At 45.3% G+C, this 17126-nt stretch carries 12 protein-coding genes and 1 riboswitch; all 12 genes read right to left on the reverse strand.

What is annotated here, in order from left to right; genetic code table 11:
• Positions 1-129 precede the first annotated feature (129 nt).
• Entirely contained in the window at positions 130-1254 is a 1125-nt protein-coding gene (locus U2P91_RS05005) for a GTPase (RefSeq protein WP_111888386.1), read from the reverse strand.
• Positions 1247-2416, reverse strand: a complete 1170-nt coding sequence (locus tag U2P91_RS05010; RefSeq protein WP_111888387.1) for a YcjF family protein — start codon at positions 2414-2416, stop codon at positions 1247-1249. Before U2P91_RS05010 ends, U2P91_RS05005 begins: the two co-directional genes overlap by 8 nt.
• A 63-nt stretch (positions 2417-2479) precedes the next feature.
• On the reverse strand, positions 2480-3751 hold the full coding sequence (locus U2P91_RS05015; protein WP_322519184.1) for a TIGR02679 domain-containing protein: 1272 nt from the start codon (positions 3749-3751) through the stop codon (positions 2480-2482).
• Positions 3744-7856, reverse strand: coding sequence for a TIGR02680 family protein (locus tag U2P91_RS05020; RefSeq protein ID WP_111888389.1), 4113 nt, complete (start codon positions 7854-7856; stop codon positions 3744-3746). Before U2P91_RS05020 ends, U2P91_RS05015 begins: the two co-directional genes overlap by 8 nt.
• A complete protein-coding gene (locus U2P91_RS05025) occupies positions 7856-9001 on the reverse strand; it encodes a TIGR02678 family protein (protein ID WP_111888390.1) in 1146 nt (381 codons plus the stop codon). Before U2P91_RS05025 ends, U2P91_RS05020 begins: the two co-directional genes overlap by 1 nt.
• Positions 8988-10499, reverse strand: a complete 1512-nt coding sequence (locus U2P91_RS05030) for a TIGR02677 family protein (RefSeq protein WP_111888391.1) — start codon at positions 10497-10499, stop codon at positions 8988-8990. The genes U2P91_RS05025 and U2P91_RS05030 overlap by 14 nt, the downstream gene beginning before the upstream one ends.
• A gap of 4 nt (positions 10500-10503) precedes the next feature.
• Entirely contained in the window at positions 10504-11436 is a 933-nt protein-coding gene (locus U2P91_RS05035; RefSeq protein WP_111888392.1) for a 5'-nucleotidase, read from the reverse strand.
• Between the two features lie 395 nt (positions 11437-11831).
• A complete protein-coding gene (locus U2P91_RS05040; protein ID WP_256372195.1) occupies positions 11832-11957 on the reverse strand; it encodes a hypothetical protein in 126 nt (41 codons plus the stop codon).
• A gap of 49 nt (positions 11958-12006) precedes the next feature.
• The gene (locus tag U2P91_RS05045) at positions 12007-12984 is read right to left on the reverse strand and encodes a tocopherol cyclase family protein (RefSeq protein WP_111888393.1); all 978 of its coding nucleotides are present in this window, start codon (positions 12982-12984) and stop codon (positions 12007-12009) included.
• Positions 12985-13036: 52 nt separating this feature from the next.
• Positions 13037-13891: a DUF92 domain-containing protein gene (locus U2P91_RS05050; protein WP_111888394.1), complete on the reverse strand. Its 855-nt coding sequence runs from the start codon at positions 13889-13891 to the stop codon at positions 13037-13039.
• A 146-nt stretch (positions 13892-14037) separates the two neighbouring features.
• Positions 14038-14493: a redoxin domain-containing protein gene (locus U2P91_RS05055; RefSeq protein WP_111888395.1), complete on the reverse strand. Its 456-nt coding sequence runs from the start codon at positions 14491-14493 to the stop codon at positions 14038-14040.
• Positions 14494-14534: 41 nt separating this feature from the next.
• The gene (locus U2P91_RS05060; RefSeq protein WP_111888396.1) at positions 14535-16655 is read right to left on the reverse strand and encodes an HD domain-containing phosphohydrolase; all 2121 of its coding nucleotides are present in this window, start codon (positions 16653-16655) and stop codon (positions 14535-14537) included.
• Between the two features lie 334 nt (positions 16656-16989).
• Positions 16990-17088: riboswitch (TPP riboswitch) on the forward strand.
• Positions 17089-17126: the final 38 nt, after the last annotated feature.

Raw genomic sequence — 17126 nt, forward strand, 5'->3', positions numbered from 1 at the left:
TCTCCTTCTTAATGCATGAATTTAGGTTTGCCTCATTATTTACCCCAAAAAAAACTCATTTAATCTTCAATCTTTAATCTTCAATCTTCAATCTTCAATCTTCAATCTTCAATCTTCAATCTTCAATCTTCAATCTTCAATTTCTAATCCCAAATTAATTTTTCTTAATTCCTCAGCCAGGATCTGGGCACAGATCTGCAGATGGTCTTCCAGTAAGGCCTTGTTTTGTCGCAGCCCTTGACGATAATAGGCTCGGGTTTTTTCCTGGAGGGCAAATTTCCCCAGCAGTCCCATGACTGGAATGGCCAGTAGAACCGCCCCGGCAATCGAGTTTCGAATTTTTCCACTCTTTTTTATCTGAAAGTGCGTAATCTGAGGTTTCTTCTGCCTGTCTGTCACTTCCACCAGGGCATTCCCCGAAAATTGACTGCTAAAAGCGCGATAGAATTCATAGGCCTCATTGAAAAGCGCATCCGACTCCTTGTTAATCTCATCAAAAATATCTTGCGCGTAGACATCAAAAAATTCATTGCGACTGGTTTCTTTTTTTTCTGAGGTCGGGTTTAAAAAGCCAACCTGCTTTTGTACCACTTCCTGACAATCTTTAAACCACTGATTTATTTTTTCCTGGCCGATCGCTAGAAGTATTTGCGGCATCTTGCCTGAAATCGAATCGAGCAGATTAACCTTGATCCGATGAATGATTTTTTCCTTGCCAAAGACTTCGGTTTGCTTACCACTGAGTAATTGTTTAGCATGGCTGGATACCTCGACAATATCCTGATTTTGTACCCCGGTCTTGTTAATGATCGCTGCGCGCATTGCTCCAATAGCCTTTTCGACATTCATCACATCGCAATGGGTTAGTACCACCAACACCGGGTTGCCATCCTTGCCCAGAGCCTTGATCATTTCCAGATCAAAGTCTTCCACCCGGGCAGATTTGGCTGATAAACAATAAATAATGGTGTGAAACCAGTCCTTAATCTCGCGGACATCATGTTGATTAAGGACTTCCTGAATCAGGGCTTTCCAGCTTTCGGATTTATCCGCTTCAAGACCCCAGGAGTCGTAGAGATGGAGGGTCAACTCGGGACTCAACTCGATCGTTTCTTTAAAGATTCCCATCCCGGTCACCGGCCGTCCGGCTCCGGTTTTCATGACATCAGCGCCAAAAATATAATTACACAGTGATGTTTTCCCGACCCCGCTTTTTCCGAGGATCAGAACATTGCTTTCGCAGCCTTTAGCCATGCCGGCTGGCCTTGAACCATTCCGACATTAAGTTGGCAATATTCTCGCCATTAAAATAGTCGGCCCAGTCGATGTCTTTGCCTTCTTCAAATACTGCAGTGGCACAGCGAAAGCAGATCTCCGAAATAGCATAACCCATCGCGGCAGTAAAACTAGATGCCACCACGGTGTTGACGGTGGTACCAATGGCTGTTCCTACCCCGGGAATCAGTTTGAAGAGGTTGGCACTGAGAGTTTGCGCCAGTAACCGACCAGATTCAGAAACGACTACTGACCCCACCAGCGAGGACAGATTCCCCAGCTTCTGGTCCAGCGCATAGGTTTTCATGATGTGCAGCGACATCTTAATCTGGATCGGCACCAACAGCGCCGCATCCGAAAAGGGGATCGGGGTGAGTGCCACCGCTGCCGCCGCACTGGTATACAAGGGGATAATCTTATGATTGATCAGTCTTTTTTTAGCCTCAAGATTGCCTTTTAAGGCACTGATAAAACCTTCCCGCAGCGATTCATCCAGATGCTCGATTGCCCAGCTGATCAACTCATCCCATTGCAGATAATCCTGTAGCGCCGCAATCACGGCGGGATCGTCTGAGACACTGGTACGGAAAAATTCGACCTGACAATGATTTCTAATCGCCGCTTCCATCGCCTGCAATTCTTCGGCATCGAGATTATCAATCTGGGTTAGCACCACCGCCACTGGCAGCTTTTTTGCTCTTAGCATCTGGATCACATCGATATCCATATCGGTTACGCGTTTATTGCCAGCTGAAATGCAATACCAGACCTCATGAATCTGGTTGCTAAGAGCAAGCTCGGGTTGATCTTTTGCAGCCGGTTTAGTAGCGGCTGCAAAAGATTCATTTACCCAGTCTTCGACATTCGCCTTGTATTTCGATATTTTTTCAGTGCCGATCTCGTAGCCTTCGGTGTCATAAAGAACCACCCCGGTATCTTCCCGCTGATACTTGCTAATTCCCCGGGTCACCGGAATGCCGTGGCCAATTTGCGCCATCGCCGCTCCAAAAACATAATTCACCACCGAACTTTTTCCAGCACCGGTGGCACCACAGATTAGGATGTTTGGTTTTTTGATGCCGGCACTGATTTCGCCAAGGGTTTTATTAAAATCAAAATCATCGGGTCGATAGTCTTTCATTTTGTTCCCTCTTTCTTGTTCTCTAATTGTTCTCTAATTCTAGCTAACTAACCGCGAACTGTTCTAGCCCCTTAAAATATCCTGCAAATAAATATCAACCATCATTTCCTGATAGCCACTATAGCCGGATTTTTTAATCGCTTGTGCTAACCTTATTAATTCCGGTGCTTCAATCTTTTCCAACTTTTTTAAACGGGCTGCTGAGATCATCTTTTTTGACTGGATCTTCTGATAAGATTCCGGGGTAAAATGCCATAAGATCAATTTTTCGCCGTATCTTTTTTTGAGTTTATCGGCAATCGCCAGCCCTTCCGGATCAAAGTCGCCACTATAATAAATGTCACTGCCACTCTGGGCGATTTTATCTAACAGCAATAAGCTTGCCACCTTGACGTTACCAGCCGAACAAATCAGGGCGGCGGGCTGGTTCTCCAGCAGCCCGGCCACCTCACTAAAGACGGTCGGGTTTTCAAAAACAAAAACCCGCTTGTTGACGCAAGTAACCCGGTCGATCATGCCAATATTCCAAAGCGAGACGTGCAGTGGTTCACTGCAATTAGCAAAGCCCGCCCAACCCGAATGGATTTTATCGCCTGCATAAGCCTGAATCCCCCGACAAATGGTGTAATTGGAAACCTCATCGTAAATCAGACCAGCCTGGTATAAGAGTTCCATCTGGGCTTCGGCATTTTGCGGATAACTAAGCTTATAATAGCTGGCTAATGCGTAAAGCAGCAACCGCCCACCATCACGGTTCATATCAAAGGCATGGGGATCTTTGGTAACTTGCGAGGCAAAAAGTGCCAGCCGCACCTTTTCTGTTTCCGTCACCGATTGATTTAATCCCTGACAAACCTGAGTCAGCAAACTTCTTAAATACTCAGGGTCTTCGTTATACTTTAAATTAAGCAGGGAATAGGCATTATTTTTATTAACCAGCACCGCTTCCAGCCACAAGCCTGCCGGGGTTTCTTTAAAGAGCTTGATTATATCTTCAAAATATTGACCTTTCTGGTCTTGATACTGACTTCGCACATCCTTTTTCCAGCTCAGCTTTTCGCCATAATAGCAGCTCAATACCGCTTCAAAATCACTCCCCCGATAGCGGGTGCTTTCAAAGGCCTTGATAAATTTTTCGACTGAGAAGCTGGCACTTTTCTGGAGATAGTTCTTTTTAAACAGGCTTCTAAGCACTGCCCGCTCGTCGTCGCTGATCTTATCTAAATAGATGGTGCCACCGAGATGACCGAGTGATTCATATTTTTCGCGAATCTGTTTGATGATTCGGCGATAGCCCGGGCTATCTTTGAGATAAGCGGCAAACTCATCAGGCATCATCGATCACCAGCCTTCGCAGCTTGCCGTTCCAGTGGTAATTGAGTACGGTGACAAAATCGGCATTGTCTGGCCTAATCAGCTCGCTGATTGCCAGTGAATCGACCGTATCATAATCCCCCCAGAGAATCTGCGAGTTAATAATATAGCTGAGATCCAGCTCGTTCAGGAGCCGGAACATATCACGGATATTTTGCTCATCGACCCCGGCAAAGGCCTCATCAAGCGAAAGCATCCGGGCGCTTTCTTTGCCAGCGGCTTCATAGCGGGCGTTAACCGCTGAAAATAAGGGTACATACATGGCCATGGCTTTTTCCCCGCCACTAAATTTAAAGAAGCCGTTATTGGTCAGTTCCTTACTGAGTTGGCCGGTTTTCTTGAAAAAGAGCTTAAACTCAAACCATTTCCGGTAATCTAAAATATCCCGCATAATTGAATGGAAGGTCAGATTAACGCCCTTGTCTTCGAGGGTGCGTCGGGCCAGGGCTATTTTTGAGCGAAAATGCTCAGAAAGGGCAGCAAGATCCTCATCACGCAAGAGATTACCGTCCATTTTTAGTAGGTTGACCAACTTTTTGGTGTCTAACTGTTCTTCGGTTTCGGCTTTTTTACTGGCCCATTTTAGACTAAAGCTAAGACCCATCGAGGTATCCATTTTTTCCATCAGCTTATTCATGTTATCTACCCATTTTTCGCTGTGAAAAATCCGGGCACTGATTTTTTTACTGATATTTTTAACCAGAATATCTTCAAACAATTCCCGGTCACTTTCTTTTAGGAGTTTATCGGTTTCGTCGAGACTGTCTTTCAGGTGATCTGATAAATCATAAAAGTTAACCACCTTACCAGCGACCCTGGCGGTGATATTCATCCGACGCCGCAAATCCCAAACCTGCTTGAAGCGATCATTTTCCTCATCAAGCGGCTGATCTTCAAAGACATACTGACTGTTAACGGCATACTCACGCAGATACTGGCTGTTGTCTTTAAAGATTTCCATCAGCCGCAGGGTAATCTGCTCCTTGTTCTGTTTCTCCGACTGGGGATTTTTTTGGATCAACTCGCGAGCCTGATCGGCCAGTGGGGCTTCAGTTCGCCGGATCAGATAGCCTAGCGCCAGTTCTTCGGTAAAGGCATCTTCCATCAATTGAAAGCGCTTTGCTGTCAATAACAGGGTTCTTTTAACCGCCGCCTCTTCCTCATAAAAACGCTCTAGCCCCAGCTTTTGCCGCTCTAGTATCTTAACGGCTTCCTCTTTTTCTTTGGGCAGGGTCTTTAAGGCCTTCAAGCAGTGTTCCAATTCTGCCTGGATGGCCGGATAATCGGTCAGTTGCAATTGTTCATTTAGGTTTACCCGAGTGATTTCCATCGCTGACCGACTTTGATTAAGCTGATTGATCTCATAAAGGAGGTCATCAATTTCCTGTAAGATTTCCTGATAACGGTTTTCGGCTACCCGCAGACTCCCAAGACTGTGCTGCAGCAAAATGGTGATTTTTTCCAGCCGGTGCAGTTCGCTGCCATAGCTAATCGCCGCGGCCTGAGCCTCTTCATAGGTTTTTAAATCCTGGGGCAGGGTGATCCGAAGGGTAATCCGGTGAACGGTTTCCTTGATCTGCTGGAGCTGGTGATAACAGCTTTTTTCTTCGTCATTCTTTTTTTGCAGCGCCTTATCGCTCATCTGGGCATCAAATCCGGCCTGCTTGACGACTGTGGCAGCGGTAATCAAATCTTGTGGATCAAAGCTGGCTGTGAACTCCTGCTTAAGTAGCGCTAAGGCGGTCTTGATCTGATTAAGGATTTGCGTCTTTGCCGCTAACCGGTCGCTAATCTCACTTAGCTCCGCTTTAAGACAACTTAGTTTTTCTTCCCGATATTTGATTCTGGCAGAAGCACCAATAAATCGGGCGGTCTCCTTACCGGTCGCTCGTCCCCATAAGATGCCTAAACGATAATTGCCCTTTTCATCGATATGGGTGTGGTGGGTATGATCAATCAGGATACTATTTATCACACTGACCACCTCTTCTTTAGAAATAGCGATGAGGGCGTCATCAACTTTGAGGTACTGGTTAATGGTATGAACCATAAACTGGGGCTCGGGGAAAAGATAGTGATCACCACTAAGCCCTGGCATTGCCAGCAGTTTTTCCCGCTGAGCTGCCGGTACAATCAGGGCATCGAGAATCCCCATATCGGCCATTGCTTCTTCAATCGCGGCCTGGTTTTTTTCATCGATCCCCTCAATAAAGTCTAGTGCCTGATACAGCGGCACATGGGGAATCCCCAGCTCAACCAGTTTTTTGCGGTTCTCGGTGACCTTATCGGCTCTTAGTGGTTCGGGATCTTTAAGCTTTTGCCAGGCCTCAATTTCGGCCTGTTTCGATTTTCTTTCCGCATCAATCTGATTCCAAAGCGATTGTTCGCTATACAGCAGCTCGCGTTTGATCGCTTCCTGATTATGGTACTGGTCCTGCAGGATTCCGGCAATGCTGTTGACATTGGCGTCCGGACCAAACTGCCGGATTTCCCGGGCCAATTGACTCAAACCCTCGGCCGGGATGATGTATTCCTGGTTGTGCTGATTGTTAAGATGCAGTTTTTCGATGGTTTCATCCTGAATTTCGACTAACTGGCGGTTAGCTTGCTCGAGTAAGCGCTCTTTTTCCTGCTGTTCTTTTTTGAGCATCTCCAGCTCCAGCAATAGTTTTTCATAGCTATCGGCGATCTGCTGTTGCTTTTCTATCGCCTTGATCGCCTGGCCAATCGTCTGGGTATGGGCGCTCAGGGTATTGCTGATATAGGTAAAATCATAGGCTTCGGACAGTGCTTTGGTGATTTCATCGCGGGTAAAGGCGTGTTCATCAAAAGCAAAGGCTTCAGCCAGCTCATCCATCTCAGCCAGTTGCCGGCAAATCGCTTGTTCCCCGGCTTCCACTTCCTGGCGGTAGCCAGAAATCTGATTATCGAGCTCTCGCTCCTGCTGTCTTTTGGTCTCGTGGTGTTGGTCTTTTTCTTGCCGCTGACGGTTTTTTTGCTCGATTTCTTCTTCAATTTTGATGATTTTTTCACGGATCACAACACTGTCATGGGCTTCCAATTCCTGCCTTTTTTCCTGCTGCGTTTCTAATTGGATGGCCAGATCCGTGATCATTTGTTCCAGTTTTTCAATTTCGTTCGTGGTTGAGCTAATCTCGCGGCCAATTTTTTCCTGGCGTTTTTGTTGCTCAGTCAATTCTTGATGGGCCTCATTATAATACCGGGCCTTGTCCACCACAATAAACTGATTATAGCGGTCAAAGGCATGGCGGATGCGGTCAGATGCACCCTTACACTCCTTTAATACCTCCAGTCGACTCTTAATGTTATCCATGTTTTCGATCGCCTCAGACATCGGCCGCAGATCGTCTTCAGACAAGGGTTGCAATGAGTTTTCCATGATCTCATAGATAACCGTCGGTTTAAAGTCCTTGGACAGCTTGGGACTGCGCAGCTGCACCAGCAATTTGACCAGCTCATCGTATTCCTCCAGATCATCAAAACCAAAGATCAGGTCATTGACCAGCTTCATGTAGTTTTTCTGACCCTCGACCACCTGTCCTCCCGTCCCGATCCGGTTTTCCAGCTCCCGCATGGTCAGCGGTATTTTTTCACCCATCTGTTTGTATAAAAAGAAATCCTCGCCAATCCGCCGGCCATCGGTGATGGCAAAGCCCCAGGAGTTCAGCGGTTTTCCCCGTTTAGCCTTAAAGCCCATGCCAATGGTGGCCAGGTTATCGGAGTGTTTCTTTTTGAATTCCATAAACAAATAGCCGATCGATTCTTCCTTACTGTTTTCATCTTCGCCAAGAATATAGTTCTCGATTTTTCGGGCTTTAGAACCAAAGGGATCGAGCCGCTCGGGACTTTTATTGCCATCTAACAGCAGCGGAATAAAGCTCTGCATCGTTACCGATTTTCCCGAACCGTTTGAGCCACGCAAGAGCAGCCGGCCATTAGAAAAATCAAAGGTCTCCTCATCATAATACCAGAAATTTACGAGTCCTGCCCGATTGATTACCCAGCGGTTGTCCTGCCTTTTTTTGTTTTGATTATTTTTTTCCATTATTTTTCACCATTTTTTTCCGCCACCTGATCGGGGTAGCTTCCGGTCAGTTTACCGGCTAGCGGCAGGATCTCAATTTCGCGTTGATCATCAGCCTGAGCCAGCATCTTAAAGTCTTCCATATAAGAAAGCAGATGATCTGATAGGGTGGCTGCCGTCATTTCCCGATACTCTTTGCTCCAATTACCCCCGGTTTCCTGCTTTAATTTTGTCACCAGCAAATCAAAGGCCACCCGCGACAGCCGGATTGCCCCGGAGCCATTCAGGCGCAGTTTTTTTGTCTCAAGTCGGCGCCGAATCAGGGCACAAAACAGCAGCGTAATATCGCAGATTGCTTTGGTATTGGGAAAACCATCCTTAAGATTTTTATCCGCCGGCACCAACAACAGTGCTCCGTTTTTGTGCACATGAAGGGGGTATTCCAGATATTTTAAAAAGTCAGCTTCAATCAGGCCGCGCTGCTTCTTGATATAATCATAATCGACATCATCAGCCCCTTGGGAATAAACCACTGGCTCCATTAGCAGCTTGCGGTAAACCCGCTGCCGCCGGATCACGCCGCGATCGGCATTGAGGTCACCCCATTCGGCGTTTTCTAAATCTCGGACGCTTGTAAAATCGTTAATATCGGCGGTAAAATGGCGCACCAGATAGCGGGACAAGCCGGTACTTTCGTATAAGACCTCGGCACCATCATCCTGGGCAAATTTCTGATCATCACCATCGTTAATTTGCATCAAACCAAGCTCCTGGGCAAAACGCAGCACCTTGATGAAATGCTTCCGGTGGCTAAACAGCGTCCAGTCGATTTTTTCCTTGCCAATCGGGTTACCAACAATGAATTCGGTAATTTCTGATAAGACAAATTGTTCATCCCGGGAACGGTCTTCTAAAAACATCAACAACTGACACAAGAGCACGTATTCGATCCTATCGGTAAAGGCCTGAATGCCCATAAAGGGCTCGGCTGAACCGGGAATTTTTTCCAGCTTGATCAGGTGCTGGTTGATCACCAGTCCATAACCCAGCTTGTCACTCAAGAAATTCTTAAACTGCGGGATGCTGTCCTTAACCTGATAAAATAAGTCCTTGTTGTCATCCTTAACTACCCAGTATTGGTCGAGCAGTATTTCAAGCTCTTTCATCCTGAACCTCCTCGTCCAAAAAGCGAATCACGTAGGCCGGCATTTCAAGATTGCCATCGTCGCAGCGCAACAGACAGCGACGGCGGCGATCCCCCGGGATCTCGACCTGAAAGATCCGGCCATCCTCGGTTTTTGCTTTTTTATCGCTACTGGCGATCCCCTTGCCAAGCCATTTCAGCAGGGTAGTCCGGACATGGCCCTCAATCACCGGCAGTTTTTCAAAATCTATGCAGCCATCAAGCAGATAACTGGCCATCGTTTTTTTCTCGATTTCGCGGATCATCTGGATCTTTTTTTTCATGGCCGCCTTTTTTTCGGCATGGCTGCGAATCGGATTCCGCTGGGCTTTTTCCTTAAAGCCCCGAACCCGTGGCTTTAACAGGGTGCTGCCCGGCATTTCTTCAAAGATCTGGCTGTTGATGCTCTCGGTTTCTCTAAACTGGTCAGACTTTAGGTGCTTCATCTGAAAAAGGCCAAAGGACAGGCTGGACAGCTGATGGGCTTCTTTGATGTCATTACAGGCATCAAAAAGCTCAGCCAGCTTCCGGTATTCTTCCTTGCGATTCATCGCACTGCTGCGGCTCTCTGAAATCTGGGCGGCATAACGGGTAATTTTGCGGATGATATCGTTGGTGATCTCTAGCAGCTTGGCGGCTTCGCTGGGGTTGCCATGTTCACCTAAAAACCAGGCATTGAGATTGTCCCAGCGGCCAATAATGTTGTCGCGGATGCCGGCGGCATCGATGTCGGCTTCAATTCGTGGGATCGACAGTTCATATGCAATCGCCTTGGTCAAAACCGCCTCGACCGCATTGGGCGGAAGGTGGGTCAGAATATGTTCAATGGCATTGGCATGGTTTTGTAGCCCTTTGACAAAGTCTCTCAGGTATTCAATAAAGCGATCCTTGAAAACCATAAAGGCCTTGGTTTTCATCATTTCCTCGGCTTTAATGGAATAGAGATCGCGGATATAGTCCTGATAATTCTGGTTGAGGCGTTTAAAATCATTGTTGACCCCACTCCACCAGCTGCCCGCTTCTTTTTCACTAAGTCTGGCCACCTGGGGCAGCTTTTTGAGTTCTTCGCGGAGCCGTTCCAACAGGGTCGGTTCCAGTGAAGCACTTTCAATTGAGAGATTCTCTAACCGGATCGTCAGCCGCTCAATTTCGACACTGTAGGGTGTCATCTGATAGCGAAACTGCTTATTTTTGAATTCCTCCACCGTGGCGACCTTGGCGGTATCCTGATAGGCGGAAAGATTTTTCCATGACAACAGCACATCGAGATCCTGCTTGCACTGCTCCAGAGTATAGTTCGCAAACTCCTGATATTCCTGCAAGGCGGCATGGACCTCTTCCTTATAAAGCCAGTTCTTCATTTTCTCAGATTGGGTATAAAAAAAACGTAAGATACTCCGATAGCGCCAGGCATTTTCCGCTGTCAGATAGCGCATCTCATCAATTTGTCTGGTTAGTTTTGCGGTGACTTCAAACTTCATTATATTATTCCCGTTCCTTAATTTCTTCATTGTTCACTTCGTTATTTTTATAGGGCACCCGGGCCGAAGGTACAAACTCCGCGGTGGCATCGGTATGGATGGCCTGGTCGTCAAAATAGATATGGGCACCGAAGGCCTTAAGCACCTCCTGCTTACTCATCCCGCCGAGGAAAAAGGCTTCGTCAATCCGCACATCCCAGGCTCGCAGGGTCCTTATCACCCGCTCGTGGGCCGGCGCATTTCTGGCTGTTACCAGAGCGGTGCGAATCGGCGCCCGATTTTTATCAAAGGCCTTCTGAATCGCCGAGAGGGTTTTTAAAAACTTGGCAAAGGGACCTTCTGGCAGGGGATTCTTGGCATTTCTTATTTCATTGGCCTGGAAGGCTTCGATGCCCTGACTTTTATAAATCTGTTCCGATTCGTCGGAGAAAAGCACCGCATCCCCATCAAAGGCAATGCGGATCTGATCGATTTCGGTGGTTTCTTCATAGGCCAGGTGTTGGGTATAAATAATCCCTGCCGCAACTCCCGCGTTAATGGCCTCCTGAACATCCTCCTCATTGGCGGAAAGAAAGAGATCCGTATTAAAAGCCTCCAGATAGGGTGACAGTAGCGCACCGCTAACCAGGGCCGCCCGGGTAATATCCAATTGGTAATGCTTGATCGAGTTAAAAATGCGCAGACTGCTGTCGGCATTATTTCGGGACATCACAATGATTTCAGTTTTTCGCTGCTCCGATCCGACTTCGTTGAGTTTCAGCAAGGCCTTGATTAAGGCAAAACCGGTTCCCGGTTTTAACAGATCGTTCTCATGTTCAATCTGATACTTTGTATAGGCATCCACACCTTGTTCATTAAAAATCTGATTTTCCTCCTCCAGATCAAAGAGCGCCCGGGATGAAATGCCAACGACCAAACAGTTTTCAAATTTATGCATGTTATTCCCCTATCTTCCTATTTGATAATGATTTTTTAATCTTAATGCATCAGTCTAAAGATTAATACTTATCCACAATTGTGTTGATTTTATGGACAATTGTGGATAAGTTGGTAATTCTTGCTTTTCTTTGCCTTAAAATCTTATCCACATGCCAAAAGAACCTTTCTCAACGAGAAAGGTTCCTAAAATTAAATTTTCTATTCTTATCATATCACCTGACTGGTTGATAGTAAAGGGAATCCTGCCCGACCTTTGTTTAAGCAAAATGACCGATTTCTGTTAAGAATGTGTTCCAGCGCCATTTCATAGCCTTCCCGGATGCTTGGTGACTTGTCTCTTCAATAAAGAATCAGACCGGCATTTAAGGCAACAATATCTTCCCTGGTTTTGGTTTATAGCCCCTTTAAAAGCCGAACAATGCACAAAGCCGAGGCTTCCACCGAGTCAAATGTTCGGATTTCATCCACATTTCCCAAAGTTATCAACATACCCTGTGGATTAAATGAATAGTTATCCACAGAGCCCTCTTCTTTCCGCTCGGCAATAGAGGTCGTTCCTTAATTTCCGTTATTCTGATTCTTTGTTCGAAGCGACCTGATCGTCTAGACATATTTCCATTCCAGCTTCATTGCTGGCGCTTTCAAAGAGAACAACGCCCTGATTATTTGTTAAACACACCCAAACTTTGGCAGTAATACTCTCAATGATCTCCCGATCCATCAGGCCATCCACTGGTGCCCGAAGCCTACCACCACTGTTCATCAAAGCACTAAAAGCAAGCGACCCATTCGGACCTTCCAGCACTCCGGCGCAGGTTCCCTTTTCTGTATCCACTTCCCATTTTTCCAGCCGGGAAAAATTATAGGTGGCGAAACGCCGGGTAATCGTTTTAAAGTCAGTAAAATAGGCGAAAAAACCCGGAAATTCCAGTCCTAAAAAAGGAATGTTGGCCCGCGAAAAAACAAAAGAAGCATTTCCGCCTGCAAAGTGACTGGCCTGAAGCCAGAGATAGGTTTTGGGAAATGACCGGCCGTAGTCTTTTTCAATATAACCCACGCCCCCATTGAAATCTAGCAACTCACCATCAAGCTCAATAACGCCCTTGATCTCATGATATAAATGAAGGATCGCATGGTAGCATTCCATAAAGGGGATTACCCCAAAAGGCCCCATAATCCCGGGATGCTTTGGTCCTCTGGGAAAAGGATGGATTTCATCAAAGGTCAGCCGCCCTTTGATACTCCCCTCCTTGGTGTCAACATTTAAAGACAGACCCTGAGCATTGAAAGCATTGTTTTCAATTTCTACGTCAAATTCATCTGTTCTAGCCTTGAACTCGAAATAAGGAAAAGGATGATACCAGGTTTTTCCATTTGCGGCATTGATCACTTGAATAAACGCCTGCTTATTTCCCTGAGGATCGATCGCCATTCCCGGAATAATGGCAATGGCATGTTTCCGATCCGCGCTAATGCATTTGTAATACCACCCTTCAAAATAGCGTCGTTTCTTGTTTTTACCCTGAAAAACTGCCTGCTTGATCATCGCAACTTTCCTTTCCTATCCCCCAAAATAATATTGTTTATGCAACCCATTTTCACTGGAAGTCGATAAAAATAAAAACCAATACGGCGGCCAGCAAGGAGCTGGCAAAGTTGACAAAATCATTATTTACAAAGCTTAACCCGCTATGCAACTGGTTGGGTTTATTGTTATAGCTTGATTTTTCAGTTAGTTCTCCGGTTTCTCTGCTGATGTATTTGGCCTGGATCGCAGCACCCATTAAGCTGTCCAGAATTGACCCCAACAGGCCTCCCAAAGTAATAATACCCATTTGCATCCACAGGAGTTCACCGCTGTTTCCAGCCATCAATTGAAAAAGACCATAGGTCAAAGCCACCACTGCCGAGCCGCCCAAGGAAGCCAGAAGGCCCAAAGGGCTGACCCCACCGGACAATCCCTGATTAACAGGTTTTAGGGTAATTAGCGAAACTGGTGCCCTGCGGCTGAGAATGCCGATTTCCGAAGCCCAGGTATCGGCATTACAGGCTGCAAATGAAGCCGCCACTGCCACCAGATAGGCGGGGTTCTGAGATATGGCAAAGGGCACCGCCATAATCAGTGCCGCTCCTCCATTGGCAACCACCTGAACAATATCCCGGGGACCAGACTTGGCATGGATTCTGGCCGCAATCGGATCTTTTAAACCGGCTTTGAAATGCGACAAAAAGGTGGAACTTAAAAAAAAGACCATCAATAGTATAAAGAATAGGGGTCCCCCTGCTAAATACAAGGCTACTGCCAAGAGAAAGGCTCCCAAAGCCGCCGAAGGCCTTAATGATTTTCGCCAGTATGCAAAAAAAGCGCCTGCCAAAGAAAAGAAAATGTATATCACATGCTCCAGGATCGATCCTGTTTGAGCCACTAAACTATAGTCGGTTAAATTTTCCATTTTGACCTCCTTTCAAGTATGTCTTTTTCATACCCCAAATACTTCAAAAAACACCCCGGTTACCCGGGGTATTAAAAATGGCAGCTTCATAGATTTTACTTCTACTGATGATCTTTTGACAACTTCAACACATTATTTTTGCTTTATTACATTTTTCCCAACACTTCTTCCACATCCGGTAGGGTACGAATTTCGTATTTTTTAACCCAAATCACCATTCCCGTTTCATTAATCAGAATATTCGCTCTTTTTGACGCCCCATGCTCTTCGTTGAAGATCCCATAATCTCTGGCTACCTCACCTAAAGGGACAAAGTCTGACAAAATTCTGATGTGTTTTAAGGATAACGCCCGGGCCCACACTGATTTACTGGGCTGGGGATCAACACTAAGACCCAACACGATGGTGTTTTTTTCCTCGAATCGGTTCGCATTGCGATCAAGCGAGCGCATTTGATCGGTGCACACCGATGTAAAAGCCAGCGGATGCCAGGACAGAAGCACCTTTTTTCCTTTTAACTGACTTAGCGTGACCACCTCACCATTTTGATCCTGCAATGCAAAATCCGGAGCCATTGCCCCTAATTGAATTATCTCTGCCATAACTTCTTCCTCCTTATATTTTTATCTTGTTTTTAATTTTTCTAATCCTCCGTTATTATTGAAATCTCAAGTTCCACTGGCAATCCTTCTTCCTCAATCATTTTAAGAAAGACCTTCGCAATTTCTGGATCAAATTGGGTTCCCGAACAGGTTTTCAATTCACCGATAGCATAAGCTAAATCATTGGCTTTTTTATAGCTGCGACTATGAGTCATCACATCAAAGGAATCTACCACGGTGATGATTCGGCCCAGATAAGGAATATCCTGGGCGCTCAAGCCATTGGGATAGCCAGTTCCATCGTATTTTTCATGGTGCGCCAGAATATAATCGGCAATATGTTCAAGCGCTGGAGTCGACTTCGCAATCCGATAGCCAATCTCCGGATGGGTTTTTATAATCTCCCATTCGTCATGACTAAGCTTGGCCGGTTTGTCAAGAATATACTCTGGTATCCCGATTTTGCCGATGTCATGCAGTAACGATAACAGCTCCAAATCATCCAGCTGATCTTTGCGTAAATCCAAACGGCTTCCCAGGGCTTTACTCAATAGGCCGATCCGCATGGTGTGGGCTTCCGTCTCAGTACTTTTTTCGTGAAGCGTTCTAGCTAACGTTCGAATGGTGGCATTTCTGGAACTGCTGCTTTCCATCAGCTTATTGCGGTACATTCGGTTCTCCGCCAGGTTTAGTACATCTTCCGGTCTTTTTAGGTCTTCACTCTTTTCAGCATAGCCCATAGCCACACTGATCTTTAAATGAAAACCCGGGATTTTTTCAATTTCATTGGTAATCTCTTGAATGATTTGGCAGACTTCCTCCTGAGTAATGTCTTTGAGTAAGATAACAAATTCATCTCCAGGCCATCTTGAAATTATATCGGTCGGCCTACAAATTCGTCTGAGCACATTGCTTACGGTAATCAGTACCTGATCACCTTCCTGATGGCCAAAGGCATCATTTGTCAGTTTAAGGCCGTTGATATCACACATGATAATAAAATAGTGGCTCTCATTCTGACGACTGATGGATTCAAACTGCATTTTCATATAATCGCGATTTTTAAGCCGGGTCAAGGGATCAGAATAACTTAAAAACAAAACTTCTTCCTCTTTTGTTTTTCTTTTGGTAATATTGGATTTGATACGCTGATTGGCCTGATTTATTTGCTTAAGCATCTGATTGATTGAAACCGCCAGCATTTTTAGTTCATCCTTTCCATCCATTTCGATGGATAAGGTCGTATCTCGTTTTAACCCCACTTCTTTGGTAAAGGCGATGAGTTTTTCAATTCTTTTTAAAAAATACCGATCGACAATAAAATAATCAATGCTGAGGATGACTATCAGAATAAGAATGAAACTGGCCATAAACAGATTAAACTGATCTTTTACAAAGCTATAGTTTTCTTCAATCCGGGAAATTGTCATTAAGATGGTTTCCTCATCGTAGCTATCCCGCTGAAGACGACTGGCTGTGAGATAAGGTTTTCCAGCAAATTCTCTTTTGACAATCTGGTTTTCCAAAACGACGGCAGCCGACCCGGCTTCTCTGAATTCCACATTGACGCCGGTTAGTACTTCAATGTAAGCGGTCATTTCCTTATCAACATTTTTGAACATCACCATACTACCATTACTTGTTGCTGTACGACTGGAATTATTAACCCGCCCGGAGGCAATCAGATATGGCTGCCCATTCAGAATAATCAGATCTGTTTTAGCGTCCTCACCATCAGTGATCGATCCGCTATAAAAGTTGTTTTGTCTGATTTTTTCGATCAAGGCAACCGTTTCTTCATTTTTCAGGTCAAAATCCGAATAAGCGATCACCTCATTGTTTTGATTTGCGAAGAGCATCATATTTAAGCTCAAGTTTTCCAGGGACGCCGGATTAAGATTCACGGTTACGTAGCTTGGATTCCGGTCGTTTATAAAACGATAGGTATCGTCCCAATAGGCCCAATCTTTCAAAATACTATTGAGGTCTTCTTTTTCATTTTCGATGATGGTTTCAACCATTTCAAAATCTTTGCTGATCTGTATTCTCTGGGCTTCCTCAACATAGCCATAGAAAACCCCGTAAAAAATCCCATAGGTAAGGCCCAAGAGCACGGCGGCACTGCACAAGGCGATCATAATTGCTTTATGTTTTAATTTCATATGACACCATCTCTGTCTTTTTAAACTGACTCCGCTCAATTTAATTTATTTAATCGTTTTCTATATACCGTTGTTTACTATTATTCCGTAAGCATCATTCTAATTATAGCGCATATTTTCTCTCATCCTTTGATTGCTTCAATCCACCAGGGCTACTCTAATTAAAGTAATTCTATTTGATCCTATCATAACAATAATAACCTTAAAATGACAGTTTTTATTTACTAATTTAACCCTATTTTTTTCATGTTCTATCTTATTTTGCCCTCCTAACTAAACCAGCTCTTAGCTCTTGACATTTTTACTTTACATGATATAATGTTGGCAATTAAATACTGATTTGCGGGGGGACTTATAAAGTTGAGAAGGTTAAAACCTGACCCTTTGAACCTGTTAGTTAATACTGACGTAGGGAAGCAAGGCGTTTTGGCTAATTTTCAAATACGTGTTTTCAGTGCTTTCCTATTCGGG

Origin of the sequence: Acetobacterium sp. K1/6, assembly GCF_034438075.1 — a bacterium.
Taxonomy (GTDB): domain Bacteria; phylum Bacillota; class Clostridia; order Eubacteriales; family Eubacteriaceae; genus Acetobacterium; species Acetobacterium carbinolicum.

Bases quoted from the DNA above. Each gene is read 5' to 3' on its own strand.
- U2P91_RS05020 (WP_111888389.1), bottom strand. From the start codon at position 7,856: ATGGAAAAAAATAATCAAAACAAAAAAAGGCAGGACAACCGCTGGGTA.
- U2P91_RS05030 (WP_111888391.1), bottom strand. From the start codon at position 10,499: ATGAAGTTTGAAGTCACCGCAAAACTAACCAGACAAATTGATGAGATG.
- U2P91_RS05010 (WP_111888387.1), bottom strand. From the start codon at position 2,416: ATGAAAGACTATCGACCCGATGATTTTGATTTTAATAAAACCCTTGGC.
- U2P91_RS05035 (WP_111888392.1), bottom strand. From the start codon at position 11,436: ATGCATAAATTTGAAAACTGTTTGGTCGTTGGCATTTCATCCCGGGCG.
- U2P91_RS05055 (WP_111888395.1), bottom strand. From the start codon at position 14,493: ATGGCAGAGATAATTCAATTAGGGGCAATGGCTCCGGATTTTGCATTG.
- U2P91_RS05045 (WP_111888393.1), bottom strand. From the start codon at position 12,984: ATGATCAAGCAGGCAGTTTTTCAGGGTAAAAACAAGAAACGACGCTAT.
- U2P91_RS05060 (WP_111888396.1), bottom strand. From the start codon at position 16,655: ATGAAATTAAAACATAAAGCAATTATGATCGCCTTGTGCAGTGCCGCC.
- U2P91_RS05050 (WP_111888394.1), bottom strand. From the start codon at position 13,891: ATGGAAAATTTAACCGACTATAGTTTAGTGGCTCAAACAGGATCGATC.
- U2P91_RS05015 (WP_322519184.1), bottom strand. From the start codon at position 3,751: ATGCCTGATGAGTTTGCCGCTTATCTCAAAGATAGCCCGGGCTATCGC.
- U2P91_RS05025 (WP_111888390.1), bottom strand. From the start codon at position 9,001: ATGAAAGAGCTTGAAATACTGCTCGACCAATACTGGGTAGTTAAGGAT.
- U2P91_RS05005 (WP_111888386.1), bottom strand. From the start codon at position 1,254: ATGGCTAAAGGCTGCGAAAGCAATGTTCTGATCCTCGGAAAAAGCGGG.